The organism is Bacteroides sp. An19 (genome assembly GCF_002160215.1).
Classification (GTDB): Bacteria; Bacteroidota; Bacteroidia; order Bacteroidales; family Bacteroidaceae; genus Phocaeicola; species Phocaeicola intestinalis.
Window position 1 is genome coordinate 32,497 of record NZ_NFKD01000027.1, and the last position, 20,753, is coordinate 53,249.

Annotated in this window: 12 protein-coding genes; 5 read left to right on the forward strand and 7 right to left on the reverse strand. The window is 46.0% G+C overall.

Annotated elements, in window-relative coordinates:
* Positions 1-10: 10 nt before the first annotated feature.
* From B5F25_RS11310 to ccsA, 3 genes are all read left to right on the forward strand, one after another.
* A complete protein-coding gene (locus B5F25_RS11310) occupies positions 11-1,279 on the forward strand; it encodes an imelysin family protein (RefSeq protein ID WP_241148399.1) in 1,269 nt (422 codons plus the stop codon).
* A 102-nt stretch (positions 1,280-1,381) separates the two neighbouring features.
* Positions 1,382-3,058 carry a di-heme oxidoredictase family protein gene (locus B5F25_RS11315; RefSeq protein ID WP_087249663.1) on the forward strand — a complete coding sequence of 559 codons (1,677 nt, stop codon included), beginning with the start codon at positions 1,382-1,384 and terminating at the stop codon, positions 3,056-3,058.
* A 122-nt stretch (positions 3,059-3,180) separates the two neighbouring features.
* A complete protein-coding gene (gene ccsA / locus B5F25_RS22685) occupies positions 3,181-5,391 on the forward strand; it encodes a cytochrome c biogenesis protein CcsA (RefSeq protein ID WP_087249641.1) in 2,211 nt (736 codons plus the stop codon).
* A 117-nt stretch (positions 5,392-5,508) separates the two neighbouring features.
* Here the strand turns inward: ccsA and purT are convergent, their stop codons facing one another.
* The 7 genes from purT to B5F25_RS11355 all read right to left on the reverse strand — a co-directional run bounded on the left by purT (position 5,509) and on the right by B5F25_RS11355 (position 19,610).
* Positions 5,509-6,678 (reverse strand): formate-dependent phosphoribosylglycinamide formyltransferase, encoded by a 1,170-nt coding sequence (purT, locus tag B5F25_RS11325; RefSeq protein WP_022039361.1) that lies wholly within the window; start codon positions 6,676-6,678, stop codon positions 5,509-5,511.
* A 115-nt stretch (positions 6,679-6,793) separates the two neighbouring features.
* A complete protein-coding gene (locus B5F25_RS11330) occupies positions 6,794-11,038 on the reverse strand; it encodes a hybrid sensor histidine kinase/response regulator transcription factor (protein WP_087249643.1) in 4,245 nt (1,414 codons plus the stop codon).
* 95 nt (positions 11,039-11,133) lie between these two features.
* Positions 11,134-13,698, reverse strand: coding sequence for a xylan 1,4-beta-xylosidase (xyl3A, locus tag B5F25_RS11335; RefSeq protein ID WP_241148400.1), 2,565 nt, complete (start codon positions 13,696-13,698; stop codon positions 11,134-11,136).
* Between the two features lie 127 nt (positions 13,699-13,825).
* Positions 13,826-16,606, reverse strand: a complete 2,781-nt coding sequence (gene uvrA / locus B5F25_RS11340; protein ID WP_162614405.1) for an excinuclease ABC subunit UvrA — start codon at positions 16,604-16,606, stop codon at positions 13,826-13,828.
* Positions 16,607-16,699: 93 nt separating this feature from the next.
* Positions 16,700-18,010, reverse strand: a complete 1,311-nt coding sequence (locus B5F25_RS11345) for an MATE family efflux transporter (RefSeq protein WP_087249647.1) — start codon at positions 18,008-18,010, stop codon at positions 16,700-16,702.
* Between the two features lie 21 nt (positions 18,011-18,031).
* Positions 18,032-18,769, reverse strand: a complete 738-nt coding sequence (locus B5F25_RS11350; RefSeq protein ID WP_087249649.1) for a biotin--[acetyl-CoA-carboxylase] ligase — start codon at positions 18,767-18,769, stop codon at positions 18,032-18,034.
* Positions 18,770-19,244: 475 nt separating this feature from the next.
* Positions 19,245-19,610 (reverse strand): YraN family protein, encoded by a 366-nt coding sequence (locus tag B5F25_RS11355; RefSeq protein ID WP_087249651.1) that lies wholly within the window; start codon positions 19,608-19,610, stop codon positions 19,245-19,247.
* 118 nt (positions 19,611-19,728) lie between these two features.
* On the opposite strand from B5F25_RS11355, the gene B5F25_RS11360 reads away from it, so the two are divergent.
* Both B5F25_RS11360 and B5F25_RS11365 read left to right on the forward strand, forming a co-directional pair.
* Entirely contained in the window at positions 19,729-19,962 is a 234-nt protein-coding gene (locus B5F25_RS11360) for a hypothetical protein (RefSeq protein WP_022040680.1), read from the forward strand.
* A 6-nt stretch (positions 19,963-19,968) separates the two neighbouring features.
* A complete protein-coding gene (locus tag B5F25_RS11365) occupies positions 19,969-20,403 on the forward strand; it encodes a nucleoside deaminase (protein WP_022040679.1) in 435 nt (144 codons plus the stop codon).
* Positions 20,404-20,753 lie beyond the last annotated feature (350 nt).

Genomic DNA, 20,753 nt, shown 5'->3' on the forward strand with positions numbered 1-20,753 from the left:
AAATAAGACAATGAAAAAGTATTTGAAATTTCCGATTTACGTGGCATTGTCTGCCATGGTAGGCATGAATGTTACGGCTTGTAGTGATGACGACCCTGTTAATCAGGAAGAATCTGGAACTCTCTCTGCACAGGAACAGGCTCTGAAAGATGTAATAACTGATTATACAGACCAAACTGTGATACCTACTTACAAAGGAATGGCAGATGCCGCTATGGAACTGCATAGCCTATGTATTGATATTCGTACCAAAAAATCAGATGGAACGTTATCTACCGCCGATGTGGAAGCTGCCGGTGAAGCTTGGAAAACCGCACGTGATTATTGGGAAAAAAGTGAAGCTTGGTTGTTTGGTCCTGCCGGAGACTATTATATAGACCCACACATTGATTCGTGGCCGCTTGATAAAACAGGAATGGATGCCCTGTTGAGCAATCCTGCACAAATGGCACAAATGGATGATGAAGGTGTATATGTCGGTAACTATTTAGGATATGCATTACAAGGATTCCATGCCATCGAATATCTTTTATTTGAACTGACAAATACAAACGCTAACGGCAATGCTACTGCTAATTCTGAAAGTGTAGCTCATAATCTGAATTATACCACCGAGGAATTAAATTATTTGGTTGGTTTAGCCGCTGACTTGCGTAATCAGTGTATTTTATTGGAAGCATGTTGGGCTGGTACAGAAAATGTAACATCAGAGAAACAACAGATTTTGACTGATACCGAACTGGATAAAGGCATAAACTTTGGTGAACGTATTAAAAATGCGGGTAACGCAGGTAGTGAATACGTAAACTATCTCGATGTAATGTACGACATTATAACCGCAGGCATCCAAAACATAGCAAACGAGGTAGGCAACATTAAAATCGGTAACCCGACAGGTAAGGGTCTTCCTTCAGGAGGTATGGAATACGATCCGAACTATATCGAATCACCTTATAGTTTAAATTCTATCCGCGACTTCTTGGGTAATATCATTAGTATCCGCAATGCTTATCAAGGTTCTCCTTCTGTAGACGGAACTATTCAAGTAGCTACGAATACGCTTAGTGCTTACATTGCTACGCTTGATCCCGACCTGGACAACCGTGTGAAAGCAGCCATCCAAGATGCATACGATAAAATTTCGTTGATGGGTGAACCGTTTGCATATACGTGCGGAGCATCTGAGTATGATACCGTTAACCAAGACGCAATCGATGCCTGCAACGTAATGAATGACATCTTCGACGAAGTGAAAGCTTTGCTACAAGCAAACCATTAATCCACTTTGTGCTAACACAAAGGCATAGGCATTCCTCTTCGGAAGAATGTCTATGTCCTTTAAACATACCGTAACCACACTAACTTTATATTACTTTTGATTATGAAGAAACAGTATTATTTAGTCGCATTTCTGACAATAGGCATGCTAACGGCTTGTAGCGACGATGAAGTAAAAACAGATAATCCCACTCCCAATCCGGAACCGTCAGAACTCCCTGACTGGTATTATACAGGTGGAGAATTGGGTACGACATTCAACTCGTCTTCTACCGCCTTCGAAGACCCGACTCCCGTAGTGGACGGTGATGCCGATATGACCGCCTCCTTCAACAGAGGGGAGCAATTCTTCGAAAAACCTTATACTTCCAACTTCTCCGGTATGCGTCACGGCCTCGGTCCTGTCTATATCCGGACTTCCTGCCAGCATTGCCATCCGGGATACGGACACGGACAAAGCCAACCTGCCGGTTCTTTTAATACAAACACAATAGGCAACGGTTACTTATTAGTTGTATACAACCCTGCAACCAATGCCTACGTTTCTTGGCTTGCAGGTATGCCGCAGACCCATGCCGTAGCCCCTTTCAAGGCTCCGCTGGACGAAAGCCAGATTATGCTGACCTGGCATGAATATACCGACCAGAATGGGAACAAGTTCCCCGACGGTGAGACCTATTCGTTGCGCTATCCGGAAATAACGATTCCCAAGAGTGCCATTTATGTAGCCAACAAGGGGTATGATGTAGGTACATACGAAGTCCGCCTCGAATCCACCATCGGCATTTACGGTACGGGCTTGCTGGATGCCATTTCGGATGAAGACCTGAAAGCGCAATACGTGCAGGAAGAAAAAGACGGTTATCTGAAGAACGGGCTGAACCCCAACATCTTTGCCAACGGAGACTGGACGGGGCAATATGCCAACACGGCACAGGGAGGTGACGGGACGAAATATCCTTTCCGTTATACGTATGCTCTGAGCCGTGGTCCGTTGCAGGATGCAGCCGGAGCCAACGCTTTCTGGAACATCACCAACGCTACACGTAGCGACCGCCGCTTCCATTACCTGGATGCGGCAGGTACGTATGCCCAGTATTCTTCGGAAGACCCCGATGTGCAAGCCGGATTCCGTGACTACATCGAGCAAGCCGACCCGGAAAAGAACCATCCCGACTGGCATATCCAAAACGAAGACGGTACGTATGACGAGCAACAGAACATCTACAACTACCTGACTTCGAAAGAACTGGACGTGGAAGTGTCTGACCAAGACTACATCGACCTCATGGTATGGCACCGCGGACTTGCCGTGCCCGCCGCACGCAACGTAGACGATGAAGAGGTATTGAAAGGAAAGGAACTCTTCGAACAAATCGGGTGTACGTATTGCCATAAGCCCAGCTGGACTACGGGCGATGACGAGATACGCGACCCGGCACGCTTCTTCGTAGGAGACAAGGCAGACCAGTTGCCCCGCTATCCGAACCAGAAGATATGGCCTTATACGGATATGGTACAGCACAAGCTGCACATGCAGAACGATATCCGCACGGGCTGGTGCCGCACCACTCCGCTTTGGGGACGCGGCCTGCACCAGCGTTGCACCGGAGCCGAATATGCCGACCGCTTGCACGATTGCCGCGCACGCACCACGCTGGAAGCCATCATGTGGCACGGCACCAGCACCGAGAGCGACGCTTACGAGACTGTGGAACAGTTCCGCCAGCTCTCGAAAGAAGACCGTGACGCCATCGTGAAATTCATCGATTCTATTTAAATCAGTAGACTAGGTACTAGGGACTAGGTGACTAGGTATTAAACACCTCGTTTTAAAGACTTTTTAAAACATGGTACCTAGTCAACTAGTACCTAGTCAACTAGTCACCTAATAAAAAACAAATGAAACTGATAAAACGCATTGCTTTCGGAAGTGCAGGACTGCTCGTCTTGCTGATGATGGCCGCCACCGTTGTAGAAAAACTGCAAGGAACCGGTACGGCTTGGACGGCTATCTATGGCTCTCCGTTCTTTACCATACTGTGGGGAATCATGGCGGTATGCGCTTTGGTTTACCTGATAAGCCGGAAACTGCAACGGGATTTTTTTACGTTCCTGCTGCACATAGCGTTTCTGATTATCCTGGCAGGAGCGCTCACTACGCGCCTTTGCGGAAAGCAAGGAAGCATCCATTTGCGGATGAACGATACGCCTGTTTCGGCTTTCGTCACTTCGGGAACGGAGGAAGAGCCGCTTCCTTTCGATGTGCGGCTGCACGATTTCCGCATCGACTATTACAAAGGAAGCTTTGCGCCCATGGACTTTACCAGCCGCATCCGAATTGAGGATAACGGAATGCAGGCAGAGGGAGAAGTGTCGATGAACCGGATATTCACCTATCGCCATTACCGTTTCTACCAGTCGGCATACGACAAGGACGGGCAAGGAACTACCCTTGCGGTGTCTTACGACCCGTGGGGCATCGGCATTACCTATACCGGATATGCTTTATTGCTGCTCTCTGTCTTGGGCTTCTTTTTTCAGAAAGACAGCATGTTCCGCCGGCTTCTTCGTCATCCCGCGTTGCGTAATAAAACCGTTTTGTTAGGTATCGCGCTGTTTTCATCCGTCGCTGGCATGGCTTCGGGACAACCCAAGCACTTATCCCGTGAGGCGGCATCCGCGGTAGGCAATCTCTACATCTATTACCACGACCGCATCTGTCCCTTGCAGACCTTGGCGAAAGACTTTACCGTAAAACTTTACGGCAAAACGACCTACAAAGGACTGACTGCCGAACAGGTGTTTACGGGCTGGTTCTTTTATTACGATGACTGGAAAGCCGAGCCTGTCATCCGCATTAAAAGCAAGGAAGTGCAACGCCGGCTGGGTATCGGAGGGGATTATGCTTGCCTGAACGATTTTTTCGGAACGGAAGGGTATAAGCTGAAAGAGAATGGAACGGGCAGTTCCCAATACAAACGTGAATGGAACGAGGCGAACGAGAAGTTCAACTTGATTAGCATGACCGCTACGGGCAGCATCCTGAAAATCTATCCGTGCCGGACGGAGCATAACCGGACAGGTTGGTTCGCTCCCGTAGACGACTTGCCTCAAGACTTGCCCGACGAGCAATGGCTGTTCGTCCGCAAGAGTCTGGGATTGCTGAGCGAGCAGGTGATGAAGAAAAACGATGCTGCCATACTCGAACTTACGGGGAAGATACGGAAATACCAACAAAAGACTGCGGGTGAAGTGCTTCCTTCCGATGCCTGTTTCCGGGCGGAAAAGCTATACAACTGTTTGGACTATACCCGGCCTTTGGCGATGGCTTGCCTTACCGTCGGCATTCTTTCCTTTATTTTCTATTGCCGGCGGATGAACCGTCCGGTATGCGGCAAGACCCGTGTGAATGTCTTTTTGCTTGCCGCATTGGGTATCATTGCGGTTTATCTCTTGTCGCTTATCGGCCTGAGGGGATTCGTCAGCGGACACCTTCCACTGTCGAACGGCTACGAGACGATGCAGTTTCTGGCATTGTGCGCCACCTTGCTTACTTTTATTTTCTACCGCAAGTCCGAAGCCGTCATTGCTTTCGGCTATATGCTGTGCGGGCTGGCATTGCTGGTGGCGATGCTGGGCGAGGCAAATCCGCCTATTACCCAACTGATGCCGGTATTGGCATCGCCCTTGCTTAGCCTTCATGTGGTGACCATTATGATTGCCTATTCGCTTACCGCATTTATCATGCTGAACGGCATTATGGCAATTGTGTTGCGCTATATTCATAAGGATTATCAGGATGCCGTTGTCCGGCTGCAAGTCATGAGCCGGCTTATTCTTTATCCGGCGGTGTTCTGCCTGGCGCTCGGCATTTTCATCGGTGCCGTGTGGGCGAATGTTTCATGGGGGCGTTATTGGGGATGGGACCCGAAAGAGACTTGGGCGCTTATCACCTTATTTATATATGCGGCAGCCTTGCATGCTTCGTCGCTCCCCGCATTCCGTCGGCCTATGTTCTTTCACTGGTTTGCCGTTATCGCGTTTTTGAGCGTACTGATTACTTATTTTGGCGTCAATTTCATCTTAGGCGGCATACATAGCTATGCTTAAAAAGAAAGCATCATTTGTTTTTACTTGTCATTCTGTTGAGAATGAAAACAGAGGCTGATGCGTGAGCACCGGCCTCTGTTGCTATAAAAGATTGTCTTGTATGATGGGGATTCAATATCAATATACTTCCACCTTGGCAGCCAGCGACTTGCACTTGTCGCGCAAGGCATCGAGGTCGCCGTCCGGTTTGTCGTAGCAAACCACTACGCCCATCCGGCGGTTCAGCTTCGTAAACGGTTTGCCGAAGATGCGTAAGTACGTATCGGGTTGTGAGCAGACCAGTTCTTCACCCCGATAACGCGGAGCTTCCTTGCTGGCTATGGGCGAAAGAATCACGGCACTGGCACCGATATGCTCTTGTGTAATGCCTGGGATAGGCAATCCCAGCACAGCGTATAAATGCAATTCAAATTCGTTCAGGTTCTGGGTATTTGCCAAAGTTACCATTCCCGTATCGTGCGGACGTGGAGAAAGTTCGGAGAAGTACACGCCGTTTTCGTGGCTCAAGAAGAACTCTACGCCCCAAATGCCATAGCCGGTCAATGCTTCGGTTACTTTTGCTGCCATGCGTTGCGCTTCGGCAAGATGTTCGGGAGCGATGTGTGCAGGCTGGAAGCTCTCGCGGTAGTCCCCGCCTTTCTGTACATGTCCGATAGGCGGGCAGAACAGGGTAGGGCCGTTCTTCTGCGTCACCGTAAGCAAGGTGATTTCACTGTCAAACTGGATGAACTCTTCGATTATCAGTTCCTTGATATCGCCCCGGCTTCCTTCGCAACCGTAATGCCATGCGTGTTCCAGGTCTTCCGGACCTTTCGCTACCGACTGGCCTTTGCCCGATGAGGACATCAAGGGTTTGATGACACAGGGGAAACCGATTTTTTCTGCCGCTTCCTTCAATTCGTCGAATGATTTGGCATAGAAATATTTCGCGGTCTTTAATCCTAATTCTTTTGCGGCAAGGTCGCGTATCGCCTTGCGGTTCATCGTAAAGTTTACGGCACGCGCACTGGGCACCACCTGAATGCCTTCTTTCTCCAAATGGTACAACCGTTCGGTACGGATGGCTTCAATCTCAGGCACAATAATGTCCGGATGATATTTTTCAACTACACGGTCGAGCGCATCGCCATCCAGCATATTGAATACTTCACAAGCATCTGCCACCTGCATGGCAGGAGCTCCTGCATACGAATCACACGCAATGATGTACTGTCCCAAACGTTGGGCAGCAATCACAAACTCTTTTCCTAATTCGCCGGAACCCAGCAACAATATTTTCTTCGTCATACGATTAACTTTTTTCTATGTGGACAAAGATAACACAAATTTTGCTTTGCTTGCATGGAAACTATGAAAAAACAGTATCAATTCTTTTCATGGAGTATCCGACTTAGTTATCGCGTCATGCACTTTCTTCTGGTGTGGCTGTCTGGCTTTGAGATGATGTTTCATTATTTTTATCATTTTCATTTTCATCCGGTTCATTTTGTGGCTGTTCGGATTGAGTTTCGTCTGGTTCTGAAAGTTCGTTGTCTACATTTTCTCCTTCCTCTTCTGCTGGTAAATCACGGAATGCCTGCATGTACTCTTTAGGTGTTTGTCCAAACAAATCTTTAAAAGTATTCGAGAAATAAGACAAGTTGCTATAACCTACAGCATAGGCAACATCCGAGATAGACAGTTTCTTCTCTTTCAGCAATTTGGCTGCCTGCTGCATACGGATGTTGCGAATGAAATCGCGTGTAGAAAGATTGGTAAGTTCTTTCAGTTTCCGATACAGATGGACACGGCTTAAACCGATGCTGTTGGCAAGCATTTCTACGCTGAGTGATGGCTCTGCTAAGTTGTCGTTAATGATTTTCATAATGCGGCTCATCAGCATTTCATCGGATGATGGAACTTTTACTTCCTGCATCTTGTCATTTTGTTCTTGAGCTCCGCTGAATTTATTTTTCAGTAAACGTCGTGTTTCTATCAGATTGGTAATGGTGCTCCGCAACACTTCGATGCTGAAAGGTTTGACGATGTAGCTGTCAGCTCCGGTTTCGATGCCTTCCGCTTGTTCTTCATTCCTTCCTTTGGCTGTAAGCAGAATGATAGGGATGTGGTTGATATTCGTATTCGACCGTACCTTTTTGCACAATGTGATACCATCCATTTCGGGCATCATTACATCGCTGATGAGCAGGTCTACCGGATGGTTTAGCAAGAAATCGTATGCTTCGGATCCGTTGCTGCACGTATCTACTTTGTATTCGTCAGACAGTTCGTTGCATAGATATTCGCGTATTTCTTTTTCATCATCAACTATTAGAACGTGAAGATTGTATTTCGTTTTCGCTTTCTTTGTTCCTGCTTCTGGTTCAGATGTTTCAGAGTCATTCTTTCCGATGTATTGTTTTTCTTTGTTCTGTTTGAAGGTTTTCAGATTAAGATTGTTGTGCGAGATATCCAGTTCTTCCATCTTCAAATGATTACTGCCTTGAGGAATGCGTACGATGAACTTGCTGCCCTGGCAATCAGTGCGATTGCAGGCAGTGATAGTTCCATGGTGAAGTTCTACGAGCGAACGGGTCAGATGAAGTCCTACGCCAGTACCTGCCTGATTGCGGGTAATGTCATTGTTTATCTGATAGAACCGTTCGAAGATACGTTTTATTTGTGCATCATCCAATCCTATGCCTGTATCAGAAACTGTTATCTCAATGTATTTTTTTAGAGGAGCAGGAGCAGCTGCATCTTCTCCTACGGTGAGGGTAATGTCTACACTTCCTCCTTCGGGAGTATATTTGAAGGCATTTGAAAGTAGATTCATCAGTACTTTGTCGAAGTTGTTCAGATCTATCCATGCTTTAAGCCGTTCATCGTTATGATGAAAGGTAAATGTGATGTGTTTGTTTTGTGCCAGATAGCCGAATGTGTTGACGACATCATTGATGAAGCCGACGAGGTCTGTTTCGCGGAATTTCAGACTCATTTGTCCTTTATCTATTTTGCGTATGTCCATCAGTTGGTTTATCAGCCGCAAGATGCGTATCGAGTTACGATAGATCATTAAATAGGTTTTATTTAACTCCGGATTGTCACAGTTGGCTATTAACTTTTCCATCGGATTGATGATGAGTGTAAGCGGTGTGCGTATTTCGTGTGAGATATTGATAAAGAACTGTAGTTTGGCTTCATTGATTTCTTCTGTATGTTTGCGTTCTACCATTTCTTTCCGTTGTTTGAGCTGTGTGCGGGCATAGCCGATAAAGGCAAGCACAATAAGTACAATCAATGCACTATATAACAAGTATGCCCACCATGACTGGAACCAGGGAGGTGTGATGAGAATGCTTATTGTCTTTATGTTCGAATGGTATCCATGGTCGATGGCATAGACTTCGAAGGTATATTTCCCGGAAGCCAAGTTGTTGTAGGTGACAAAGTTGGTTCCGGGTGCAGTCGTTTGCCATTCTTTATCCAGCTCATGGATGCGGTATTTGTAAATAACCTGTCCCGCCTGTGCAAATTGTAAGGTAGAGAACGAAATGCTGAAAGTATTGTCGGTATAGTTCAACTTGAAACGGTTGGCATCCGTTACAGCAGTATTGATGATGGGGTGTCCTCCCGATAAGGTGTTGGTGTTGACAGACTGTCCGGACACCTTGAAATCTGTGATGACTACGGGTGGAACAGTACGCTCGTTGATGATTTGTTCAGGTACGAAACTGGTGATTCCGTTGATACCGCCAAAATGGATGGTACCATCGGATGAGTGGAAATAAGAGCCTCGTGTAAATTCGTTGCCTTGCAGTCCGTCTCCAGAGTGATAGACTGTAAAAGTTTGCGTTTTTTGGTCAAGCCGGTTGATGCCGTTGAATGTACTTACCCATATATTTCCCAGTTTATCTTCGCAAATGCCGCATATGATGTTGTTGCTGAGTCCTTCTTGTTGGGAATAACGTTTCAGTTTTTTGTTTTTTTTATCGAATTTGTACAGTCCCTTTGAGGTACCTGCCCAAATGTTTCCCATATGGTCTTCTGTAAGGGTATATCCGATACATCCTTGCAGGATATAGTTCTTTTGTGTGAAGTTTATGAAACTTTTAGTTTTAGGGTTGAAACAAGTCACTCCTTTGAAGTGTCCAATCCAAACCAGTCCTTCACTGTCGCAATAGAGGCTGTTAATCCAATTGTTTGGCAATTCGTCATAACTATGTGCAGATGTACTCTTTTCTGTTGACTTGTACTGTGTGAACTGTTTTGTTTCTTTATGATAGACAAACAGTCCGTTGCCGTATGAACTGAAGTACAGGTGCCGGTCGTGGTCTTCGGTAATGGCAAATACCCGCTCGTTATATAGTTCGGGTATGAAAGTGCATGAATTCATGCTTGGATTTAGTTGGGCAACGCCTTTTGTATAGGAGCCTAACCATATCGTATTGTCCGAGTCTTGGAATATGCTCAGTATGGTATTTGCTACGCTATGCGGTCCTTTGTCCGGTGTCAGGTGTTGGAGCGTATGAAAATGGTTGTCCAGGATGTATAGTCCGTCGTTGTCGGTCCCGACAAGCAAATTCTTTTTATTGTCTTGGAATATCGACATGACGCATTGTTTGCCGAAAGGACTTCCGTGCATGGATTTGAATCCATGGTATTGGAATGGATTATGTCTCATCGGGATGAAAGCTACTCCCTGCTGGAATAATCCTAACCATAGGTCATTGTTACGGTCAAAAAGGATGGTATGTATCTTTTTGTTTTTCAGATTGAACTGTGTATCCTCTAATTCTTTGTCTGTTATTTCATGTTTTTCCGTCGTATATACTTTCAGTCCTTCTCCATCAGTACCGATATAAAGTTGTCCGTTGGCATAAGTCAGAGCTTTTACGGGCAGGTTGTATCTGTCTTGATAGGGAATTTGTCTGAATTTCCGGGTCGAGTTGTTATAAATATTCAGTCCGCCGGTCAGAGTGCCGATATAAATATTTCCGTACGGGTCTTTAGCCAGGCTGGATATATTATTTTCGCTGATAAGAGGAGTCTTGAATGTCTTTATGGTTTCTTTGATTATATTGTAACAGATAAGTCCATCATTTTCTGCGCCAATCCATAAGTTGCCTTTCCCGTCATCCAGTATTGTGCTCAGATGCCGGAATCCTAATTGGTTGATGGCCATGATGCATTCTCCCTGTTCTTTTTCGGGATGAATACGGAATAAACCTTCTCCTGAAGTCGATGCCCATAAAGTGCCTTCTCGGTCTTCGATGATGTGGGTTACATCTGTATAAATCTGTCGTTCTTCTTTATATAGCGGTATGTTTGTGAAAGAATCGGTGTTCCGGTTGTATTTTACCAGTCCTCCCATAGTGCCTACCCAGATATTTCCTTTGCTGTCTTCGAAAGTCAGATGCACGTAGTCATTATTTAGCGAGGTAGTATCATTGTCCTGATGTCTGTAGGTGTTGAATTTGTTTCCGTCAAAACGGTTGAGTCCATATTCTGTTGATATCCAAATAAACCCGCTTCTGTCTTGATAGATGTCGTTGATAAGGCTACTCGATATTTGATTATCAGTTGAATAGAGAACGGAAATTTGCGCAAAAGCTTCCGCTACAACAAAACAGTAAAACAAACCGGTATATAGAATCTTTTTTAGCATAAGTATAAATGATAGTCATAATGAATGATAGCCAGTGGATTGTGTGCATTGGAAATTACTTTCCTCCGCTGGCTGTCATCTGTTCATTTGAGTTGTTATAAAACTTTAACCTGAATCTTGTGCAGAGAGTCGATGTCCGATGTTCCTCCATATAGAAGTTCGTAATTTCCTTCTACCAGATTCATCGCATTGGTTTGAGTATCGAACCATAAGAAATTGTCATCTGAAAGCGTCAAGACAACTTCTTTGGTTTCACCTTTCGGAATATATACACGTTGAAATGCGCGTAGGGTATGCGAAGGAGCATCGGTGTCTCCCGGACGGCGCAGGTATATTTGTACCACTTCTTCTCCGTCTTTATTCCCATTGTTGGTGACAGGGACAGTCAGTGTCAAAGTATTGCCTTTGCTGAATGTCGGACTGCTTATCCGTGCTTTCCCATAAACGAACTGAGTATAGCTAAGTCCATGTCCGAAACAAAACAACGGAGCTTCGGTCATATAACGGTAGGTACGTCCTTTCATCGAATAATCTTCGAAGTCGGGCAGTTGCTCTGTACGGGTATAGAACGTTATCGGTAATTTGCCCGAAGGGTTATATTCGCCTAGCAGGACATCGGCAATGGCTGTTCCTCCGGCTTGTCCTGGATACCAAGCCTGAAGGATACCGTCACAGATTTCACTTTCAGGAGCAAGCCCCATTGCAGAGCCTGAAAAATTGATGAAAACAATAGGTTTGCCAAGCTTTTTCAATTCTCGGATCATTTGTCTTTGGATGGCAGGCAGTTCGATGGTGGTACGGTCTCCACCTTTGAAACCTTCTACATTGACCGGCATTTCTTCTCCTTCCAAAGTGGGAGAGATACCACCGGCAAAGACAATTACATCGGCATTTTTCACTTTTTCTACTGATGCCTGCAGGTTTACAGGGATATTTCGGCCCATATCGAAATCCAGCTGAGCCGCACGGTCTTTGCTGTTGAAGATGAAATCAATTCGGATATCGTATGATTTTCCTGCTTCAGCTTTTAGGGTATAAAGATTGGCATTATTTTGAAGATATTTGCCTGAGGCTACTTCTTTGCCGTTGACCGACAAGCGTATGATGCCTTGTGTCTGGAAATGAAAACCTATATTTTCTGTTTTGTCTGCTGTGAATACGGATTCATAGCGTGCCGAAAAATCGGTAATGTTTACTCCCGGTGCAAATACAGTTGCACCTAAAGTCGTAAAATGGAACGGAGTAGTGGTTTGTACTATTGCCGCAGGAGTTCCTTCCTGTCGGATGTTGTTCCAATAAGTAGATTTGAATCCTTGTTTTCCTTGTAGGGAGCATTGGCTGAATACGCTTTCCAGTGTAACAGAAGTTGTACGGTCGCAGCCGGCATCGTAAATCAGTTGTTCAGCGGGAAGACGTTTCTTCATTGCTTCATATAAGGTCTCTGTATGGGAAGGGTAACCGTTGTAATTGCCCCAGTGCATGACTGAATCTGCTGCATTGGGACCGATAAGGGCAATTTTCAAGTCTTTTTTTAAAGGTAAGACATTATTCCGGTTTTGGAGCAATACAAGGCTTTCACGTGCCATTTGTAAGGCCAATGCTTTGTGCTTTTCACTGTCGACAACCGAATAAGGAATACTGTCCCAACATACATTCTGGTCCATTTCTCCCAATTCGAAACGGGCTTTCAGCAAGCGTTTTACAGAAGTATTTATCTGTTCTTCACTGATGAGTCCGGAACGGACGGCATCAGGTAAAGAGGCATAATTGTTCCCACATTCCAGGTCTGTGCCACTTAATACAGCTCCAGCACTGGCGTGTGCTTTATCGGGATGTGTTTCATGGTCGCCTTTGCGCCAAAAGTCGCTGATGGCTCCACAGTCGGATACAATGATTCCCTGGTATCCCCATTCATTCCGTAGAATTTGGGTTAGCAGACGGTTGTTTCCGCAGCAGGGTTCGCCTTCCAACCGGTTATAGGCACACATCACCTCTTTGACATGGGCTTTTTGTACCAAATCTTTGAAAGCGGGCAGATAGGTTTCCCATAAGTCGCGCGGGGATATGTTTTCTGCATTGAATTCATGCCGGTTCCATTCTGGTCCGGAATGTACGGCAAAGTGTTTGGCACAGGCGTGCAGCTTGTTATATTTTGCGTTCTCAGGACCCTGTAAGCCTCTCACTACAGCCATTCCCATTTGTGAAGTAAGATAAGGATCTTCTCCATAAGTTTCTTGTCCGCGTCCCCAGCGTGGGTCTCTGAATATGTTGACGTTTGGAGTCCAAAAAGTCAATCCTTGGTAACGTTTCAGCTCTCCCTGTTCTCGTGCTTTTACATATTTGGCCCGCGCTTCATCCGATATGGCAGTAAAGACTTGGTATAACAGATTGTCGTCAAATGAAGCTGCCATGCCGATGGCTTGAGGAAAAACGGTGGCTGTGCCTGCCCGTCCCACTCCATGTAAAGCTTCATTCCACCAGTCATAAGCCTTAATGCCCAAGCGCGGAATGGCGGGTGAGGCATTTTGCATCAAAGCGACTTTCTCTTCCAGTGTCAGCCGGGTGACAAGATCGGTTGCCCGTTGTTCGGCTGTTAATGTCTGGTCCTGATAAGGATATTTTTGTCCCATTATGGGAAGTGCGGCGATAAATGTTGCCATGCACACCCATTGTTTCATTTTGTTTTTCATGTTTTCAAATAGCATTAAATATTACACTAACCCTTTGTTGTTATTAATGAAAAATGAAGAATAAAGGAATGTGTCGTACAGCCTCATTCTTTGGTTCTTATTTTTCATTGAGTAGTTTCTCTTTCAAGAATTGTCCCGTATATGAAGCCCCGCATGCCGCCACTTCTTCTGGTGTACCGCATACTACAATGTTTCCTCCCTGTTCTCCTCCTTCCGGTCCCAGGTCGATGATATAGTCGGCACATTTGATTACATCCATGTTGTGTTCGATGATAACCACGGTGTGTCCTCGTTCTATCAGTGCGTCAAAAGCTTCCAGTAATTTCTTGATGTCGTGAAAATGCAGTCCGGTAGTAGGCTCGTCAAATACGAAAATGGTGGGTTGCGATTTTTCTATGCTTAAGAAATAAGCAAGTTTTACACGCTGGTTCTCTCCTCCGGATAATGTGGAGGAAGATTGTCCCAATTTGATGTATCCGAGTCCTACATCCTGAAGAGGAAGCAGTTTCTTGACAATCTTTTTTTGTCCGTGTGTATCAAAGAATTCAATGGCTTGGTTGACTGTCATTTCCAGCACCTCATAGATATTCTTTCCTTCATAATATACTTCCAGTATTTCTTTTTTGAATCTTTTTCCGTGACATGATTCACATTCCAATACCAAATCAGCCATAAACTGCATTTCGACGGTGACGGTACCTTCACCTTTACATTCCTCGCAGCGTCCGCCGTCGGTATTGAAGGAGAAGTAACCGGCTGTATATCCCATTTGCTTGGCAAGAGGTTGGTCGGCAAATAGTTTTCGTATTTCATCGTATGCCTTCACATAGGTGACAGGATTGCTGCGCGATGATTTGCCTATAGGGTTCTGGTCTACAAATTCTATGTCGTTGACCATTGATGTGTCACCCCCCAATGATACGAATTCGCCAGGGCGTTCGCTTATTTCACTGTATTCCCGTTTCAAGGCTTTATAGAAAATGTCGCGCACCAGCGTACTTTTACCAGAACCGCTGACCCCTGTTACTACCGTCATGACATTGAGCGGAAAACGGACATCAATCCCTTTCAGGTTATTTTCACGTGCTCCTTTTATTTCGATGTAATTGTTCCAGGCACGATGTTGCAAGGGGCGTTCGATGGTTTCTTCACCCAACAGATACCTTACGGTATAACTTTTGCTTCCACGTTTCAGGTCTTTCAGGTCACCTGAATAAACGATTTCGCCTCCCAGCCGTCCGGCTTTCGGACCTATGTCGATGATATAGTCGGCTGCACGGATGATTTCTTCATCATGTTCTACGACCACTACGGTGTTGCCTAATTGTTGGAGTTGGCGTAACACTTTAATTAGCTTTGCTGTGTCACGGCTGTGTAGTCCGATACTTGGTTCGTCTAGGATATAGAGCGAGCCTACCAGACTGCTTCCTAGCGAAGTGGCAAGGTTGATACGCTGGCTTTCTCCTCCCGAAAGCGAGTTGCTTAGGCGGTTTAAAGTGAGATAGCCTAGTCCTACGTCTTCCAGAAATGTCAGGCGGCTGTTGATTTCGCTCAACAGTCTTTTGGCTATCTGTGTATCGTGGTCGTTTAGCTTCAGGTTCCGGAAGAATTCTTTCAGCTTGCTGACAGGCATTTCCACTAAATCGGCAATGTTATATCCCCCTACCTTTACGTAAAGGGCTTCTTTCTTCAGTCGGCTTCCGTGGCATTCGGGGCAAGTGGTCTTTCCCCGATAGCGGGCAAGCATTACGCGGTATTGGATTTTGTATTGATTCTCTTCCAGCATGCTGAAGAAAGAGTCAATGCATACTTTGTCCCGCGGACCATGCCACAGATAGTCTTTCTGTGCTTGAGTCAGTTCATAGTAGGGAGTAAATATGGGAAAATCGTGTTCTGGAGCTTCCCGTAAGAATGCTTGCAGCCATTCACTCATTTTTTCCCCTCGCCAGCACATCACAGCTCCATCATATACGCTCAATGAGCGGTTGGGAATGACCAGGCGTTCATCAATTCCAATGATTTTACCGAACCCTTCGCATGTCGGACAGGCCCCTAGTGGAGAGTTGAAAGAAAACATCTGGTCACTTGGTTCCTCAAACTTGATGCCGTCTGCTTCGAATTTGGTACTGAAGCGGTACAGGCTGGTCGAACCGTCGGGTTGATAGAAACGGAGCAAGCATGCACCGTCGCCTTCGTACATAGCCGTTTCGGCAGAGTCGGTCAGGCGGCTGATGGCATCTTTGCTGTTATCACAGCTCATACGGTCTACCAGCAGGTAAACCGTATCTTTGGGATTATACTGGTATTCTTCGATACGTATGGTCTTTCCGTTCACTTCCAGACGGGTGAATCCTTCTTTCATATCCGTCTCTATTTGCTCTGCCATATTGCGCCCTTCTCGGGGAAGAATGGGGGTAAGTACTGTATAGCGTGTACCCTGAGGATACGAGAGCATACAGTTCACGATATCTTCTGGACTATCCTTTTTCACCAGTTGTCCGCTTATGGGCGAATAGGTTTTTCCGATGCGGGCAAAAAGCAGGCGTAAATATTCATAAATCTCAGTAGAGGTCCCTACTGTAGAGCGCGGGTTGCGGCTGATGACTTTCTGTTCGATGGCAATGGCGGGAGGAATACCTTTGATAAAATCACATTCCGGTTTGCTCATCCGCCCTAAGAATTGGCGGGCGTATGCAGAAAGGCTTTCCACGTAACGGCGTTGTCCTTCGGCATATAACGTGTAGAAGGCAAGTGAGGACTTGCCCGACCCCGACAAACCGGTAATGACTACCAGCTTGTTGCGTGGGATGTTAACGTCGATGTTTTTCAGGTTATTCACCCTGGCGCCTTTGATGGATATGTAGTTGGTTTCAGACATGCTAATGATTTCGTAAGTTTACCTGGACAAAATTAGGTAAAATCTATGAAATAATTGCAAGAAACGTACAGTTTCTTAGAGCTCCAACAGGTTTTAACCGATGCCTTTTCGTGCTATCAATAGTGCCTGTACGATGCCTCGCAAAGCCAGGTAGACGATAAAGCCCATCCATAAGGCATGATTCTGGAGCGAGTCATGCAGGGTATAATAAATAAGGAAGAAGCTTGCTGATGCGGCAAACATTCCTTTCAGCATGATGGATGTAGCGGTGGCTCCGATGCAGATACCGTCGAGTAGGAAGGCAGAGAAACCGGCAAGTGGGATGGCAAGCACCCAATAGAAATAAGTGCCTGAAGCATCAATTACTGTCTGTTCGTTGGTGAGCAGGCCGAGGAATCCTTTTCCTCCGATGCCATACAGGAGGGTGAAAGCCAGCGAGAGCATAATACCCCAGCCGAAGAGGTGGCGGACGGTGCGGAGAAGTTCTGTACGGTTTCGTGCACCGATGTATTTTCCGGTCAAAGCTTCGCCAGCGTATGCAAATCCATCCATAATGTATGAGAACAGGGTGAAAAGCTGCATCAGCAGGGTATTGACTGCCAATGTAACATCGCCATACGCAGCTCCTGTAGAGGTGAAGAATACGGTGACTGCTACCAGGCAAAGTGTGCGCAGGAAGATGTCACGGTTCACCTGGAAGAATCGTGACATTGCTTTACGGGTGAAAACGGCTCCTTGTCTGACATATTTGCGCAGGGGACGGTAATACCGAAACCACAGCAGGCATGCCATAAAGAGTCCGGCGTATTGGGCAATGAGGGTTCCAAGTGCTACTCCTGCCACTTTCATATCGCAGGCAAACACGAAAAACAGGCTGGCGACAATGTTTACCACGTTTTGTGCGATGGCTATGAACATCGGGAAGCGGGAGTTCTGCATCCCGATAAACCATCCGGTGAACCCATACAGTCCCAATGTGGCTGGTGCTCCCCAAATACAGATATGAAAATAAAGTGATGCGAGTTCTCTAACTTCCGGGCTGGCATCAATCAGGTGGAAAGCGATGATGCGGATGGGATATTGCAATACCAATAAGGCGAGTGCCAATAAAAGGCTGATGCCTAACGAGCGGAGCAGGATGCGGGTCACTTCAGGAAGATCGTGTGCACCGTACGATTGTGCCGTGAGTCCGCTTGTTCCCATGCGCAGGAAACCGAATATCCAGTAAATCATATTAAACAGCATGCCGCCTATGGCTATGGCACCGATGTAGGAGGCCGAGCCTAAATGGCCGACAATGGTGACATCTACCAGTCCCAGCAGGGGTACGGTGATGTTCGAGACAATGGAAGGAAGGGCAATATGCAGTATGCGTTGGCTTGTGAATGATATATTGAGTGACATGTGTTATCTTATAAAGGTGGTTTACAATTCGAATGAAACTTCTTTGAACAGGTATTTCCGGAGGGTGCCTTTTTCGTCTTCCAAGACCAGCCTTCCCGAAGGTTCTATATCGTGTATGCGGGCAATGAAGCGACCTTTACCATCACGGTAAGGATGGAAACCTGTTTTGCGGTACAGCATCTGTTTGTATTGTTGGGCAATTTCATCAGTGCATCCCGCTTCCAGCAGACCGTAATACCAGCTTGTACGTTCCATTACTTGTTCCAGGATTGTAGCCGGATTATAAAGTAGACCTGTGATTTGCGTAAGCGAAACGGGGTTGGGAGCATTGCTTACAAACCGTTTTTGGTTCAGGTTGATGCCTGTACCTGATATGGAGCGGCTGACGTATGCACCGTCCCAGTCGTTCTCGATGAGGGTACCGCATAGTTTCCGGTCTCTCCAATAGATATCGTTGGGCCATTTGATGGAGATACTGTCGGTATGTGCCGAAAGTGCATCGGCAAGTGCCAGTGCCGTGACTTGTGAGAGAAGAAACTGCTGTTCGGCTTTCAGAGAACTGGGATATACCACGAAGCTGAATAGCAAATTGGCTCCCGGTTCAGATTCCCATGTATTGCCACGTTGTCCGCGTCCTGCTGTCTGGTATGCGCTGTACACGCAGGTCAGGTTGGCTTGAGGCTCGTGGTCGCATAAGGCGGCAAGATAGGAGTTGGTCGAAGTTGTTTCTTGCAGATATATAGGTTTAGGATATTTCATAAAGTAATCAGAATTAAATGATATTATCTTTTGAGGAGTTAAGAAGCTATTTTGAATTTCTCCAAAAAGTTTTTCTTGGCCTGATGTATCCGTTTTCGTGCGTGCTTTGGACAATTTTTTGGTCCTTTCCGCTCCTGTTCTTCGTCAGATAGCCCGCTATCTTCCCATAGTAAAGATGCAAGATTTTGCGTCTCTACAAAAACTCATCCCCAATCATCGTACGATAAATTCAAAACAGCTTCTAAGAAGTTCCATGCCGGCTCATTTACTTATATGAATGTCCGCATTTCACCAATAAGGAGTTAGAAGCCAATACATTTACTAATGGAAATCCTAACAGAACTATTGTCTTTTAACTCCTGTGAGCGAAGCGGGCATAACTCCTTTTAACTCCTTTTCATACCATTGACATTTTGCGGATATTCAAATAAACTAAATACGAACATCTACTCATTATTATATATATTATAAGGTGTTACCAAATGGGCGGCAGGAATGCATTTTCGATATGCTCAATGTGGAAGGGAGGCTTTTCGCCTATTACCGTTATTACATCGAAACGTGCCGGGAGGTCGAGTTCGAACTTCTTGATGTACGAGTCTGCCAGTGAGACCAGCGTGCGTATTTTCCGGTCGTTTACCGCATCTTCGGCGTGTCCGTAGGTCTCGTTCCTTCGGGTCTTTACTTCCACAAAGACCAGCTGTCCGTCTTTTGTCGCTATAATGTCCAGTTCGTTTCTTCCCCGTCGCCAGTTGCGGTGAAGGATGCAGTATCCCTTTTCGGCCAGGTGGCGCACCGCTTCGTCCTCCCCTTCCTTGCCCAGGTCGTTATGTTCTGCCATATTTGTACGTTTTTTGTGTGCAAAGTTACGTAATCTTGTTGTATTTTCTTTGCTTTTCTAATTTTAATCTTGGTCTGCTTTGCAGAAGAGAAAAAAGTGAACTAATTTTGCACTCAAGATGATGAACAATGGAAAAAAACGGAAGAAAGTGCCGGCGTCGGTTCCTCCGCGCAGGCAACGGATGGTGTGTCTGCTCAGCGAAGAGGAGGCACAGATTATTGAGCGCTACCTGAAACACTATCAGATAACCAATAAGGCACGGTGGTTCAGGGAAACAGTCTTGACGTTTATTCATCAGAAAATGGAAGAGGATTACCCTACTTTATTCAAAGAACACGATATGCGGAGGTAACGGGATATGGCAGATGATACGTTTTATATGAAACAGGCGTTGGCTGAGGCAGAGAAAGCATCGGCAAGGGGAGAAGTGCCTGTAGGTGCGGTGGTAGTATGCCAAGGCCGTATCATTGCCCGTGCACATAACTTGACCGAAACCTTGAACGATGTGACGGCACATGCCGAGATGCAGGCCATTACGGCTGCGGCAAATGCATTGGGAGCCAAGTACCTGAATGATTGTGCGCTTTATGTAACGGTAGAACCGTGTGTGATGTGTGCCGGAGCCATAGCGTGGGCACAATTGGGCAAGCTGGTGTTCGGCACCGAAGACGAGAAGCGCGGGTATATGCGTTACGCACCTGCGGCATTACATCCGAAGACCGAGGTGGTTCAGGGTATCTTGAAAGACGAGTGCGCCGGTTTGATGAAGGAGTTTTTCCGGAGACGCCGGTGAAGGTCGTTACTGGTTATAGCTCCTTTTATTAAAGAACCATACTACCCTTATGATTCTTTTTTATTTTACAGATAGTCTGGTGTAAGATTAATAATCTTCCGCTTGTAAGATTAATAATCTTGCAGCCTGAAGATTAATAATCTTACAACGGATGGACTTATGCGTGTGAAATTTTCAAATCACAGAGGCAGAAAATGCACATTTTTAATACCGTTTAAAGTATAGAGGGAGTTAGAAGCTGTTTTGAATTTCTCCAAAAAGTTTTTCTTGGCTTGATGTATCCGTTTTCGTGTGTGCTTTGGGCGATTTTTTGGTCCTTTCCGCTCCTGTTCTTCGTCAGATAGCCCGCT